11 protein-coding genes are annotated in these 13,531 nt (G+C 63.6%); 5 read left to right on the top strand and 6 right to left on the bottom strand.

The features are described from left to right. The first annotated feature begins 83 nt into the window (after window positions 1-83). Complete coding sequence (locus AC07UC_RS19305; RefSeq protein WP_494907070.1) at window positions 84-1,106, top strand: aldose epimerase family protein; 1,023 nt, start codon at window positions 84-86, stop codon at window positions 1,104-1,106. A 12-nt stretch (window positions 1,107-1,118) separates the two neighbouring features. Here the strand turns inward: AC07UC_RS19305 and AC07UC_RS19310 are convergent, their stop codons facing one another. Beyond that, window positions 1,119-2,039 carry a sugar kinase gene (locus AC07UC_RS19310; protein WP_494907071.1) on the bottom strand — a complete coding sequence of 307 codons (921 nt, stop codon included), beginning with the start codon at window positions 2,037-2,039 and terminating at the stop codon, window positions 1,119-1,121. Window positions 2,040-2,190: 151 nt separating this feature from the next. Here AC07UC_RS19310 and AC07UC_RS19315 point away from each other — a divergent pair, with 151 nt between their 5' ends. Then, a complete protein-coding gene (locus tag AC07UC_RS19315; protein WP_140773928.1) occupies window positions 2,191-2,640 on the top strand; it encodes a FixH family protein in 450 nt (149 codons plus the stop codon). A 7-nt stretch (window positions 2,641-2,647) separates the two neighbouring features. Continuing rightward, entirely contained in the window at window positions 2,648-3,847 is a 1,200-nt protein-coding gene (locus AC07UC_RS19320; protein ID WP_494907072.1) for a cytochrome-c peroxidase, read from the top strand. Window positions 3,848-3,911: 64 nt separating this feature from the next. Here AC07UC_RS19320 and AC07UC_RS19325 read toward each other — a convergent pair whose 3' ends face one another. Then, window positions 3,912-4,364 carry an Lrp/AsnC family transcriptional regulator gene (locus AC07UC_RS19325; protein WP_056572481.1) on the bottom strand — a complete coding sequence of 151 codons (453 nt, stop codon included), beginning with the start codon at window positions 4,362-4,364 and terminating at the stop codon, window positions 3,912-3,914. Window positions 4,365-4,526: 162 nt separating this feature from the next. On the opposite strand from AC07UC_RS19325, the gene putA reads away from it, so the two are divergent. Further along, window positions 4,527-8,135 carry a bifunctional proline dehydrogenase/L-glutamate gamma-semialdehyde dehydrogenase PutA gene (gene putA, locus AC07UC_RS19330; protein ID WP_494907073.1) on the top strand — a complete coding sequence of 1,203 codons (3,609 nt, stop codon included), beginning with the start codon at window positions 4,527-4,529 and terminating at the stop codon, window positions 8,133-8,135. An 82-nt stretch (window positions 8,136-8,217) separates the two neighbouring features. Next, window positions 8,218-9,285, top strand: a complete 1,068-nt coding sequence (locus AC07UC_RS19335; protein ID WP_494907074.1) for a glycosyltransferase — start codon at window positions 8,218-8,220, stop codon at window positions 9,283-9,285. Between the two features lie 43 nt (window positions 9,286-9,328). On the opposite strand, the gene hmuQ is transcribed toward AC07UC_RS19335, so the two are convergent. The 4 genes from hmuQ to AC07UC_RS19355 form a co-directional block, all read right to left on the bottom strand. After that, window positions 9,329-9,643, bottom strand: a complete 315-nt coding sequence (gene hmuQ / locus AC07UC_RS19340; RefSeq protein ID WP_019858631.1) for a heme-degrading protein HmuQ — start codon at window positions 9,641-9,643, stop codon at window positions 9,329-9,331. A gap of 59 nt (window positions 9,644-9,702) precedes the next feature. Further along, entirely contained in the window at window positions 9,703-10,749 is a 1,047-nt protein-coding gene (locus tag AC07UC_RS19345; protein WP_494907075.1) for an energy transducer TonB family protein, read from the bottom strand. Window positions 10,750-10,840: 91 nt separating this feature from the next. Continuing rightward, window positions 10,841-11,284 carry a hypothetical protein gene (locus tag AC07UC_RS19350; protein ID WP_494907076.1) on the bottom strand — a complete coding sequence of 148 codons (444 nt, stop codon included), beginning with the start codon at window positions 11,282-11,284 and terminating at the stop codon, window positions 10,841-10,843. 5 nt (window positions 11,285-11,289) lie between these two features. Then, entirely contained in the window at window positions 11,290-13,509 is a 2,220-nt protein-coding gene (locus AC07UC_RS19355; RefSeq protein ID WP_494907077.1) for a TonB-dependent hemoglobin/transferrin/lactoferrin family receptor, read from the bottom strand. Window positions 13,510-13,531 lie beyond the last annotated feature (22 nt).

A 13,531-nucleotide genomic window follows, 5' to 3' on the forward strand; every position in this document is an offset into this window, starting at 1 on the left:
CTTGAGATGGGCAAGCCAACGGGCGGCCCATCTCTCCTGGGAAAACCTCCCGAAGTCCTCTGGATCAACTGGCATTTGCGGGCATGGCGATGAAGGACGGCGAGGTTTTCGGCACGACGCAGGCGGGCGAGCCCGTGCGCCGCTTTACCATCAGGGGCGGCGGCCTCACCGCCAACATCATCGGTCTCGGCGCCATCATCCAGGATTTGCGCCTGACCGGTCACGATGCGCCGCTGGTGCTCGGCTACGGCACTCTGCAAGAATATGAGGCCGACAACGCCTTCTTTGGGGCTGTGGTCGGCCGCTATGCCAACCGCATCCGCGACGGCCGCTTCACCATTGGCGGCAACCGCTACCAGACCGAGCCAAATTTCCTCGACAAGCACACGCTGCATGGCGGCTCGCAGGGCTATTCGCACCGGCCATGGGCGGTTTCACTGCACGGCCGGGATTTCGTCACGCTGACGCTGCACGATCCCGACGGCGCGATGGGCTTTCCCGGCGCGCTCGACGTCACCTGCACCTACCGGCTGAAGATACCCGGCACGCTCAGCGTCGAACTGACGGCGACCTGCGAGGAGCCGACACTGTGCAATCTCACGCAGCACTCCTATTTCAACCTGGATGATGGCGGCGCCGGCGACATTCTCGATCACAGGATGATGCTGAATGCGGGCGCCTATCTGCCTGTCGACAGCGACATGATCCCGACCGGCGTGGTCAAGCCGGTCGATGGCACGCCCTTCGATTTCCGCCAGGCTCGGCCACTGCGCATGGAAACCGAAGGCGAACAACTGCCCTACGACCAGAATTTCTGCCTTGCCTCGGCGCGCGGGCCGCTGCGGCAAGCGTCATGGACGCAAGGGGCAAGCTCCGGCGTCGAGATGGAGGTCTGGACGACGGAGCCCGGCGTCCAACTCTATACAGGCCAGTATGTGACGCCCCGCAAAGGGCTGGAAGGGCGGGACTACAAAGCCTTCAGCGGCTTCTGCCTGGAGCCCCAGATATGGCCGGATGCGCCAAACCGGCCGTATTTTCCACAGGCGACGCTGTGGCCGGGTGCAATTTATCACCACGTGACGGAATATCGTTTCCGCCTTCCCTAGTTTCTCCAGACATTAGTTTTCAAACGCCGCCCGCAATGTCTCGAACGGCGCCAGGGCGCCGCGGACCTGCACCACGGCGGCGGCGACGCGATGGGCCCGGCTTGCCGCTTGCCGCGGGCCATGGCCGGCAAGGCGTGCCGCCAGATAGCCGCCATTGAAGGAATCGCCGGCCCCGGTCGTGTCGACAGGGTCCGCGACATGGATGGCCGGCACGTCGTGCAGTGTTCCGGTTTCGGCAATCAGCGCCGGCTGTTCACCGTTCTTGACGACGACTTCGCCGACCCATTGCCTGAGCCGCACTGCGGTCGCCTGCGGTGTCTCGTCACCAAACAGCATCTGCTCGTCGGGGAAGGTCGGCAGTGCGATGTCGGTGACGCCGAGTGCTTCGACAATCGCTGCCTGCGCGCTTTCGCGGTTGCGCCAAAGCCGCGGCCGATAGTTGGGGTCGAAGGCGATCAGCGAGCCAGCGGCGCGTGCCTTGGCCACGGCTTCCAGCAGTGTTTTGCGCGCCGCATCCTCCAGAATTGCCAAAGTGATTCCGGAAAAGTACACAAGCGCTTGGTTTTCAAGGTTTTTCAACAGCGCGGCGGGATCCGAAGCAAGCTGCCGGGCAGCGGCGTCGCCGCGCCAGTATGTGAAGGAGCGTTCGGCTCCGGTCAGCGTGATCGCGTAGAGGCCGGGGCGCGCGCCCGGTATCACCGGGCTGGAGCCGATGCCGATACCGTTTTCGGCGAAGAAGCCGATCTGGCCTTGCGAGAAGGGGTCGTCGCCGAAGGCCGAGACATAGGTCGCCGGCCGGTCCTGACTCAACGCATGAAGTGCCCAAAGCGTGTTGAACGTGTCGCCGGCAAAACCCATGCGCCAGTTCGTGCCGGTCTGGCCCGACAGTTCGAGCATGCATTCGCCGATCGATGCGACGCCGTTTCCCGCCATCTGCTATCCTCCAGTGATTTCCGTGCTGTAGCTTTTTGCCGGCGGCGGCGCCATGCTTGGCAAGCAGGCTTTTTTCCGCCACAGCGTTTTCCCACAGGCTGGCGGGATGCGATCCACCCGGCAGAACGTTGTCTGCAGAAGAGGAACCGGTTTGGCATCGATATGGCGTTATCTCCTGGCGGGTCTTGGTCTGGCTGCTCTGCTGGTCGGCGTTCTCGCGGTCGTCTATCTGACGGCGCCACAATCAGCGCAGCTTGCCGGCCCGGATGTCTCGCGGACGAAGAAATCCGAGAATGGGCTGTACATGGCCAGCTTCGTGCCGGAACGGGGCGTGGTGCGGCAGGGCGAACTGGAATCCTGGCTGCTGACCCTGAAAACAAAGACAGGGGCTTCGGTGGAGCGCGCCGCGATCGCCATCTCCGGCGGCATGCCGCAACACAATCACGGCCTGCCGACCAGCCCGCAGGTGACCGATTACCTGGGCGACGGCCGCTACCGCATCGAGGGGCTGAAATTCACCATGAGCGGCTGGTGGCAATTTCGTTTCGCCATTTCGTCCGGCGCCGGCTCCGACACGGTGCTGTTCAACGTGGTGCTGTGAGCGATCTATGAAGCGCCTTTTCTGCTTTCTGGCGCTGACGGTCGCCGTCATCCTCGTCGGCTGCGGCAAGCCGGATTTTTCCGACGCCGAGAAGAAGACCATCGCTTCGCTGGCGTTGAACACGCTGCCGTCGTTGAAGCCCGACACCACCAATCGCTTTGCCGACGTGCCGGCGGCAGCCGCGCTTGGCTCGACACTGTTCTTCGATCAGGGCATGAGCCGCGACGGCACGGTGTCGTGCTCGACCTGCCACAAGATCGACCGCCAGTTTCAGGACGACCTGCCGCAGGCCGTCGGCGTTGGCCGCACCAACCGGCGCACCATGCCGCTGGCGGGCGTGGCGCGCGATCCCTTTTTCTTCTGGGACGGCCGCCGCGACAGCCTGTGGGCGCAAGCGCTGACACCGCTCGAAAACCCGCTGGAGCAGGCTGGAAACCGCGCCGCCTACGCGCATTACATCAAGGCGCGCTTCGGCGAGCGCTATGAGCGGATCTTCGGGCCGTTGCCGGATTTTTCCGGCGTTCCGTCGAATGCCAGCCCGCTGGGAACCGATGCCGAGAAGGCCGCCTGGAATGCAATGAGCGATGGGCAGCGCGACGCCATCAACCGCGTCTATGCCAATATCGGCAAGGCGATCGCTGCCTTCGAACGCTCTATCGAGCCCGCGCAGACGCGTTTCGACCGCTTTGCGCTGGACCTTGCCACCGGCGCCGAACCCAAAGGCGATGCCGTCTTTTCCCGGGAGGAAATCCTCGGGCTGAAACTGTTCATCGGCAAGGCCAATTGCGTGACCTGCCACAACGGCCCGCGCTTCACCGACAACAGTTTTCACAACACCGGTGTGCCGCCAGTCGCGTATCTGCCACCGGATCGCGGGCGTGTCGATGCGGTTGCTCAGGTCGAGGCCGACCCGTTCAATTGTCTCGGCGCCTATCGCGACGGTGATGCGAGCGCCTGTGGCGAATTGCGCTTCATGGTCAAGGATGGACCGCAACTGATCCGCGCCTACAAGACGCCATCGCTGCGCGGCGCGGCCACGCGGCCGCCCTATATGCATGCCGGGCAATTTTCGTCGCTGGACGAGGTGGTGGCGCACTATGCCAAGGCGGCTCCCAGCGTCGAGGGGACATCCGAGGTCCATCCGCTGGAGCTGTCGGATCGCGAGCGTGCCGCGTTGGTGGCGTTCCTGAAGACGCTGTCGGAGTAGGCTCTGTTTTCTTGTTTGACCATGATTCCGTCCGAAAACCGGCGCCCGATTTTCGGGATCATGGTCAGCGGTCCTTCACCGTCTCCATTGCCACGAAGGTCGAGGTCTGGGCGACGTGGGGAAGGGCCGAGATGCGCTCGCCCAGCACACGGCGATAGGCGGCGATATCCCTGGTACGGACCTTCAACAGGTAATCGAAACTCGACGCCATCATGTGGCACTGCTCGATCTCAGGCACGGACTGTACCGACCGGTTGAATGCGTCGAGTGCTGCTGAACGGGTGTCGGACAATTTCACCTGGACGAAGGCGACATGGCCTTCGCCCATGCGCTCGCGGTCGATGATTGCCTGGTAGCCCCTGATATAGCCGTCCTTCTCCAGCCGCTTCACCCGCGCCTGCACCGGTGTCTTCGACAGACCGACCTTTGCCGCCAATTCCGACATGGAAAGCCGGCCATTGCTTGCCAGCGCCGACAGGATGTTCCGGTCGATGCGGTCCAATTGGTCTTCTGTCATGCAAATCACAGTCCAAACCTTGGAAAATTGGCAGAATGATAGATCGATTGATTTGTCTTGTCGATTTCTTTGGACCGATGGAAACTCGCAGCTGTGCTAGCTTGCGCCATTCGGTCCGGTGACCGCCGGCCCGTTCCCCGATGCTCGTTCCGCAGGACCGCCATGCCGCTAGACACCATCCGCCAGCAGATCCGTGCCAACTATTTGCCTGACGAAGACGAGGCCGTGAAGCGGCTGGCCGAGGCGACAGGACTCTCGACAGAAGATCGGAATGCGATCTCTGCCCGCGCCGCCGATCTGGTGCGGGCGGTGCGCGGCTCGTCCGATCCCCGGCTGATGGAGGTCTTTCTCTCGGCCTACGGTCTCTCCACCAAGGAAGGCGTGGCGCTGATGTGCCTGGCCGAGGCGCTGCTGCGCGTGCCGGACACCGAGACGATGGACGATCTGATCGCCGACAAGATCGCGCCGCATGATTGGTCCGCGCATTCCGGTGGTTCGAGCTCGATCTTCGTCAACGCCTCGACCTGGGCGCTGATGCTGACCGGTCGTGTCCTCGACGAGGGCGAGGGCGGTATCGAAGGCACGCTTCGCTCGATGGTGCGGCGGCTGGGCGAGCCGGTCATCCGCAAGGCGGTGGCCGCCGCCATGCGTGAAATGGGCGAGCAGTTCGTGCTCGGCCGCACCATCGCCGAAGCCGTCAAGCGCGGCCGGCCGATGATCCAGAAGGGCTATCTCTATTCCTTCGACATGCTGGGCGAGGCGGCCCGCACCGAGGCTGACGCGCTGCGCTACCACAAGGCCTATGCCGATGCGATCTCGTCGCTCGATTCCGGCTCGAACGGTCCTGACATCAGGCAGAACCATGGTATCTCGGTGAAGCTCTCGGCGCTGCATCCGCGCTATGAAGTGGCGCAGAAGGAAGAGATGCTTCCTGTCATGGCCGAGCGCCTGTTGTCGCTGGCGCTCGCGGCACGGCATTCGCGCATGGGCCTCAATATCGACGCCGAGGAGGCGGATCGGCTCGACCTCTCGCTCGACGTCATCGAGCGGGTTCTGGCCGAGCCCGAACTCGCCGGCTGGAACGGCTTTGGCGTCGTTGTCCAGGCCTATGGCCCGCGTGCAGCTTTCGCTATCGACTGGCTCTACGCGCTGGCGAAGAAGTACGACCGCACCATCATGGTGCGGCTGGTCAAGGGTGCCTATTGGGATACCGAGATCAAGCGGGCGCAAACGCTCGGGCTTGACGGCTATCCCGTCTTCACCCGCAAGGCCAACACCGACGTTTCCTACATGGCTTGCGCGAAAAAACTGCTCGGCATGACCGACCGCATCTATCCGCAGTTCGCCACCCATAACGCGCATACCGTCGCCGCCATCCTGTCGATGGCGGGTGATCGCAATTCCTTTGAGTTCCAGCGCCTGCATGGCATGGGCGAGGCATTGCACGAGACGGTGCGCCAGGCCGAAGGCACGCGCTGCCGTATCTATGCGCCGGTCGGCGCGCATTCCGACCTGCTGGCCTATCTGGTCCGCCGGCTGCTGGAAAATGGCGCCAACTCTTCCTTTGTCCACCAGTTGACCGACGAAGACGTCGAGCCGGAGGACATCTCGCGCGATCCGCTCGAAACGATCGAAAACCAGGGCCCCGCCGCCAATCCGGCGATAGCCCGGCCTTCCCAGATTTTTGGCGCTGGCCGCCGCAACTCGAAGGGATTCGACATCACCGACACGGTGACGCTGGCGGCGATCGACAGGGCCAAGGCGGCCTTTGCCGGGCCGGACCGCTGGCATGCCAAGCCGATTACGCGGGCCGCCGGCTATGGCAAGCAGCGCCCGGTGGTCAATCCGGCCAAGCCTGACGACGTGGTCGGCACCGTTCACGAGGCCGCGGCCAAGCAAGTCGCGACCGCCGTGCGCATTGCGGTGGAAGCGCAGCCGGCCTGGGCAAAGCGCCCCGTTGCCGAGCGCGCCGCCATCCTCAACCGCGCCGCCGACCTCTATGAAGCCAATGCCGTCGAGTTCTTCGCGCTGGCCACCCGCGAGGCCGGCAAGTCGCTGGCCGACGGTGTGGCGGAAGTGCGCGAAGCCGTCGATTTCCTGCGCTATTACGCGACCGAGGCGGCAAACGCCGAGACGGGCACACAAGCGCGCGGCGCCATCGTCTGCATTTCACCGTGGAATTTCCCGCTCGCCATCTTCACTGGCCAGATCGCGGCAGCGCTGGTCACGGGCAATTCGGTGATCGCCAAGCCGGCCGAGCAGACGCCGCTGATTGCCTTCCGCGCCGTCGAATTGCTGCGCGAGGCCGGCGTGCCGGAAGACGTCATCCAGCTTCTGCCCGGCGACGGCCCCTCGGTCGGCGCGCCGCTGACGGCCGACCCGCGCATTGCCGGCGTCTGCTTCACCGGCTCGACCGAGGTCGCCAAGCTGATCGAAAAGCAGCTTGCCGAGACCGCGGCACCGGATGCCATGCTGATCGCAGAGACCGGCGGTCTCAACGCGATGATCGTCGATTCCACCGCGCTGCCTGAACAGGCGGTGCGCGACATCCTGGCCTCTGCCTTCCAGAGCGCCGGCCAGCGCTGTTCGGCACTGCGCGTGCTCTATGTGCAGAAGGACGTCGAGAAGAAGATGCTGGAGATGCTGAAGGGCGCCATGGAGGCGCTCAACATCGGTGATCCCTGGCAGATTTCGACCGATGTCGGCCCTGTTATCGACGATGAGGCACAGGCTTCGATCCGCGACTATTGCACCAGGAAGGGCCTCGAGGGCCGGCTGATCGCCAAGCTCGAGGCGCCGAAGGATGGCCGCTTCGTCGCGCCGCATGTGTTCAGGGTCAAGGGCATCGAGGAGATGGAGCGCGAGGTGTTCGGGCCGGTGCTGCATGTCGCGACATTCGACGCCGATGAGATCGACGCTGTGATCGCCGCCATCAACCGCAAGGGCTATGGCCTGACTTTCGGCCTGCATACCCGCATCGAGGGACGCGTGCAGCATTTCGTCGACGGCATCCATGCCGGCAACATCTATGTCAACCGCAACCAGATCGGCGCTGTCGTCGGTTCGCAGCCTTTTGGCGGCGAGGGGCTGTCCGGCACCGGGCCGAAGGCCGGCGGACCGCATTATCTGCGGCGCTTCCGCAAGGGGCCGGAGGCGGGCACCCATCTGCAGGATGGCCACAAGGTGACGGCGACCGAGCTGGCCGACAATCTGCCCGATCCCACGCTGGGCGGCTGGTCGACGCGCCCGGACCGAATCGCCATCCTGAGGAAGCACCTGCGCGGCAAGGGAGCTGCCGCCATCGGGGCCGCCGCCGGTATCGATTTCGGCCAGGTCGATCTGCCCGGGCCAACCGGCGAGGCCAACACGCTGTCGCTGTCGCCGCGCGGCCGCGTGCTGTGCCTGGGGCCGGATGCCGACACGCTGCTTGCCCAGACGATCCAGGCGCTTGCCGCCGGCAATGCGGTGCTGGCCGTTGCCCCTGGGGCGCCAGCGGCGCTTTCGGCGTTGACCGGCAAGGGGCTGCCGCTCGCGGCAATTGATGGCCGGCCTGATCCGGTCGAGGCCCGCTCGCTGCGCGTCGATGTCGTCGCTTTTTCGGGCACGCCTGAAGCCGCGCGCATCGTGCGCAAGGTCATTGCCGAGAGGACTGGCCCGATCGTGCCGCTGGTCAGCGAAGTGCTCAACCCGGCGGCCTATGCGCATGAGCGGGCCGTCTGCGTCGACACCACGGCGGCAGGCGGCAATGCCAGCCTGCTGGCGGCGGCATAAGGGACTATTCGTACCTCGCTTGCCTTATGTCGAGTTGCCGGGGATAAACATGGCCGGCGACTCGAGCGGGGCAACCGATCAAATGAATGACAAGTCCCCACCGTTCGAACTGCCGTGCGTGGCGGTGGTCATCACCTGCTACAATTACCGAGCCTACGTCGAACAGGCGATCCGCTCGGTGTTGGCGCAGACCTATCGGAACTGGGATTGCGTCATTGTCGACGACGCCTCGACCGACGGCTCGGCCGACCATATCCGCGAGCTTCTGGCGGCCATAGACGATCCGCGCCTGCGCCTGCTGGCGCGCCCGCAGAATGGCGGGCAGATCGCGGGATTCCGCGATGGCTTCGCCGCGACCGACGCGCCTTTCGTGGTATTCCTCGATTCCGACGATGCGTGGCTGCCGGATTTTCTCCTGGCGCATCTGTCCGCCCACCTCAACGCAACACATTCGGCCGCGCTATCGAGCTCCGACGTGTTCCTGGTCGACGGCCGCGGCACCTTGCTGAGCGGCACTTTCATTCCCTTGCGCAAACCGCGCTCCGGACCGGATGGCAATGGCCTCGCCATCGTGCCTGATGGCCAGCTTGCCGACGTGGCGTCCGGGATTGCCTACGCATCGGAGCATCCGGTGACTTATTTCGCGCCTGCGATAACCGGCTGGCTATGGTCACCATGCTCGGCGATCATGTACCGGCGCGGCGCGCTGGAACCGGTCTTGTCCTTCCCGTTCAAGGCCAATATGGGGGCGGATTATCTGACCGCCACATGCGCGCATCTGGCCAGCGGCAGCCTCATCCTGTCCGAAGGACTCAGCCTCTACCGCCTGCACGGATCGAACATGTCCTCCATCGGCGCTGCCTTCACCGGGGGCCATGTACCGCAAACGCCTAGCTACCGCGCCTACAGGAGCATATTGGCGGCGGATGTCGTCGACTATGTGCTGGAGAATTCAGCATGGCTCAGTGATGTCCACGGACGCAAGTTCATACCCGCATTCCTGAGGCAGCATGTGCGCCAGTTCAGAGAGATAGCCGACGATCCGCGGCTGATGCGATACCTGACCCGAGGACGGCCCTGGCAGTGGCTGCGCATGCACATTGCCCAATGGCTGCGTCGGCTGGGTGGGCGCGGTTCCACGCGATCATGACGAGGGTGCCAGAGGTCCTCACATTCGCTCGGGCAAAGCCACGTCAGGCGCCCTCGACGACGGAGAAGCCCTCGAATTGCGGATGGCCGAGATAGTGGACTTTCGTCGTGCCGACATTCCTGTGGGCAGCGCGGAAATTCTCCGATTTGGTCCAGGCGACGAAATCGTCCTGGCTTGCCCACACGGTGTGCGAGGCAAACAGCGTATAGCCTTCGGTCTCGTTGACCGGGCCGCGCAGCAGGTGGAATTCCCGAAAACCCTTCATCTCGGCAAGGCTGGAATCGCGGTTTTTCCATACGGCTTCGAAATCGGCTTCCGAGCCGTTCTGCACCTTGAAGCGGTTCATGGCGATGTACATGGGATTTCCTTTTTCAATCAATGAATTGCATGAGCGGTTGATGGTGGAAAGCGGGTCATTCAAAACGGCCCGATAGCGCCGGTAAACTCGAGGCTGCTGCCAATTTTGGGCGGAATGGGCGGGAACGGCGCCGCCTTGCGGACGATGCCAAGCACGATCTGGTCGAAGTTTGGCGATCCGGAGCTTTCCAGGATACGCAGGTCATCAATGCCGCCTTTGCTGCTGATAACGAATGTCACAACGGCATTGTTGCGCGCGGTCAGTTGCAGGGAAGGCGGGACGGCTCGATTGACGCGGCTGAGCTTTCTGATCACATCGCCGCGGTAGCTGTCTTCCGCGGCGCTGCCTGGCTCTTCCTGTTTTTTGCCCTTGCTGGCCGCCTCCGCCAGCCGGTCCTGGCCGTCAGCGGTGCCGCGCTTCTCGTCCACCGCTTTTGAAGGCGCCGCCGCCGGCGTTGGCCTGGCGCTGGGGATCGGCGGCTGGTCCGGAACGGCGACAGGCATATCGATGGTTTCGGCCTGGGCGCTTGGCTGTGCCGGCGTTTCGGCCTTGGCAGCCACGCTTTGGTCATCGGGGCGCGGGGCCGCCGCCACCAGTATGTCCGGCGTGACCGCTTGCTGTTTGACAGCTTCCGGCAAAGGCTGGGGCGGTTGCTTTGCCGCTTCCTTTGCCGGCTTTGGAGCTTGGTTCACGGATTCCTGCTCGGGCTGCGGAGGTTTTGCCGGCGTCGCTGGTCTGGCGTCCTCTGCCTGACGTGGCTTGGCCGGCTGAGGGCTTGGCACCAGCCTGACGTTTACCGCCGCGGGGTCCTTGTCGAGCGCGCTGCCGGCGACCTTGTCACCTGTCCGATCGCTGCCTTCCGACTGCTCCGCGTCCTGGAAATCGAATGTGCCGGCCGGCGAGATCAGAAGGGCCGCCGCTGCCGCGGCATGGAGCAGACCGGAGATGATAATAGCCGTCGCCCACTTGCCGTTGCCGGCTTGCGGTCGCGTCAGGGCAAGCGGCTCGGCCGGCGCTATCGCCAACTCGCCGCCAGCGTCGGGGAGGGGACTGACTTCCTGCATGTTGCGGGCCGGAAACTGCAGCGGCCCTCGCAGTGTTGTCAAATCAAGATCGTTTGCCCCGCACGGCAGCAGACCGCAGCCGGCCATGGACCATGCCGCGGTGTCTTGTGTGAACGTGGTGTGCAGCCCCACCTCAGACGCCGAAAGCGATGCCGGTCTTGGTGTCGGTCTTCAGCTTGCGCATGCAGGCATTCGGCTCGACGCCGGTGCCGGCGCACTCGGTCGCGCTGTTGATCAGAACTCGGCTGACCTTGGTGCAATCGGTGCCGGCGAGATCAAAGCGCGTCACCTTGGTCTTGCCTTCAGGCAAATCCTTGAAGTCGAGCACGGTCAGCCGGTCGACGACGCCGGCCTCGTTGAACAGCGCGATCTCGAACGCCGCCTTGGAGAGGTCGGCACCGAGGTTGTTGTTGACCAGGAATGTCAGCCGGCAACCCTTGTCGGAAGGTTGCGCGGCATTCAATTCGAGGGTCAGTGCGGGGACCGGCGCGGACCCTTCAGCCCACGCCGGAACCATCGCCAGCGACATCGCAAACGTCGAGGTCAGCAGACGAAGGGATGTCGCCAAGCTCTTCATGACCATCAGCCTCCAAAACGCATGGTTGCAGCCAGCTTCAACGTTATGCCCGGCTCATAGACCGCAACTGTCGTGCTGCCGTTCAACGGGTTGGCGTATTTGACGTCGAACAGATTGTCGGCCCGGAAATCGACCTTCAGATTGTCCGTCGCCTGATAGCTGGCGAAGGCGTTGACCAGCGTATAGTCCGTGGCCACGGCATTGCCCTTCGGCTTGCCATTATATTGCACTTCGCCGCCGACGGTCAGCTTGTCCTCGAGGAAGCGCAGGCCAAGCTGGGCCGTGACCTGGGAGGAAGGAATGGTGGCGAGGTCTGCTCGAACGCCCGCGTAGGAAATGGTGTGACCATTGGTTATCGAGGCAGAGAGGCCAGCATACCCCCACGCGGCGTCATAGACGCTTTCAAACTCAAAGCCTTGGATCTTCGCATTGGCAAAGTTCTGATACTGCGCGCAGGTGGGTATGTAGTAGCCGCCGGGCGGGCCAATGATCGGCAGGCCTGGAATGAAACGACAGCCATTGTTGCCGATGCCGACATCGTCGTTCAGACCGATGTAGTCGTCTACATCGTTGTGGAAGTAGGCCGCCTTGATGCGCAATGCATCATCGGATTGAATGACGCCATTGGCTTTGTAGTTAATGCCGGCTTCGAGCGTCTTTCCGGTTTCCGGCCTCAGATTCGGATTGGGCAGGAACGGGAAGCTGACACCGGCCGGATGAAGGCCGCTGATCAGGGTTTCCGTGAGCGAGGGAGACCGGTAGCCTTCTGCGTAAGTGCCATAGAATTGCAGCCCATCCAGGCCCGCACTCTCGAATGGCGACACGCCTACGGTAATACGCGGTGAGAGGCGATCCCCCGACGTATTCCCCTCATCGCTCTTCAAACTATAGTTGTCATACCGCAGCCCGGCGATGACTTCGAGCCAGTCCCAGGTGAGCTTGTCTTGGACATAGGCGCCGGACACGTTGCGCTTGCCCGAAGGGGTGTAGAAACTGTCGCCACCCGTCGTGCCACCTGTCTCGACATTGTCGCCCACCCAGTCGCCGCCATAGGTCAGTTCGTGGGCGATGCCACCTGTCTCGAACCGTGACGTGTTCCAGATGTCGATGCCGGTGGTGCCGACATCGAAAGTCGATGTCGAGCCTGCCGGCAAGATGACGGGAAGGCCGGTGACCGGGTCAAACCTGTTGAGCGGGGCCAGACTTGTCAGGCCGAGATTGGTCTTGTTGTAGGAGGCATTGATGTGCAGGTCGAGCCAGCTCTTTGCGTCGTCGGTAATGTTGTAGCGGGCGGTAAAGGTGTTGGACTTCAGATCCGCGTCATTGGCCGGGATGCCGCGGCTGGTTTCAGTCCAGCCGTCGCTTGAGCCGACCCAGCCGAGCTTCAGCTCGCTGTTGTCGGTCGGGCGGATGGTGGTCTTGAGAAGGCCGCTCAGCACGTCGAAGCCGGTGCCCTTGACTGTGTCGCCGCCACCATCCTTATAGTCGTCATAGTTGCGGTAGACGATATTGCCCAACACATCCCAGTTCTCGTTGAGACGATAGGCGCCGGTGGCGCTGGTGGTCCAGCCCTTGCCGTTGCTTTCGTAGCGTCCGGTGACGGAGCCGGCCCACGTCTCTTCAGGCTTGAGAAAATCCGAGGCATCCTTGGTGTCGAAGAAGACGACACCGCCAATGGCGCCCGAACCGTAGGTGTTGGCGACAGGACCACGGATCACATCGACGGATTTGACGAGCTCGGGATCGATATAGAAGGTCGACTGCGTGCCGTGGTCGGACCGCTGGAAATCCTGGCGTGCGCCATCGACGATGACGGCGACACGGCCAAAATCCTGCAAGCCGCGGATGTTGATGCTGGTGCTGACACGCCTGGCGTCGGCCTGTGCGGCGACACCGGGCACGCCGAGCAGCATCTCGTTCGGCGTCGTCGCCATGCGGCGGTCCAGCTGTTCCTGATCGATATGGCTGGCCGAGGCCAGTGATTCGATCGCTGTTTCGCCGGTGCGGCTGAGCACCAGGATCTTGTCGAGCAGCGTCGCGCCCGCGGGGGCTGCTTTTTCCTGGTCAGCCTTCTTCGATTGATCCGTTTGATCGCCCGCCGGCTGCGTTGCCTGTTGGGCGTGGGCTGCTGGCGCGGATAGGGCGATGACCGCCACGCTTGCCAACAAAGCCGCCATGCCGCTCGCCGCCGACCGGCCGCGCGATTCCCAGTTCACCAACCCCATGCCCCAACTCCAAATTCCAGGT

Source organism: Mesorhizobium sp. GW821-FHT04C10, assembly GCF_059420305.1.

What these genes read in the sequence shown, in the direction of transcription:
- AC07UC_RS19305 (WP_494907070.1), top strand. Translation starts at nt 84, where the DNA reads ATGGCGATGAAGGACGGCGAGGTTTTCGGCACGACGCAGGCGGGCGAG.
- AC07UC_RS19310 (WP_494907071.1), bottom strand. Translation starts at nt 2,039, where the DNA reads ATGGCGGGAAACGGCGTCGCATCGATCGGCGAATGCATGCTCGAACTG.
- AC07UC_RS19320 (WP_494907072.1), top strand. Translation starts at nt 2,648, where the DNA reads ATGAAGCGCCTTTTCTGCTTTCTGGCGCTGACGGTCGCCGTCATCCTC.
- AC07UC_RS19325 (WP_056572481.1), bottom strand. Translation starts at nt 4,364, where the DNA reads ATGACAGAAGACCAATTGGACCGCATCGACCGGAACATCCTGTCGGCG.
- putA (WP_494907073.1), top strand. Translation starts at nt 4,527, where the DNA reads ATGCCGCTAGACACCATCCGCCAGCAGATCCGTGCCAACTATTTGCCT.
- AC07UC_RS19335 (WP_494907074.1), top strand. Translation starts at nt 8,218, where the DNA reads ATGAATGACAAGTCCCCACCGTTCGAACTGCCGTGCGTGGCGGTGGTC.
- hmuQ (WP_019858631.1), bottom strand. Translation starts at nt 9,643, where the DNA reads ATGTACATCGCCATGAACCGCTTCAAGGTGCAGAACGGCTCGGAAGCC.
- AC07UC_RS19350 (WP_494907076.1), bottom strand. Translation starts at nt 11,284, where the DNA reads ATGAAGAGCTTGGCGACATCCCTTCGTCTGCTGACCTCGACGTTTGCG.
- AC07UC_RS19355 (WP_494907077.1), bottom strand. Translation starts at nt 13,509, where the DNA reads ATGGGGTTGGTGAACTGGGAATCGCGCGGCCGGTCGGCGGCGAGCGGC.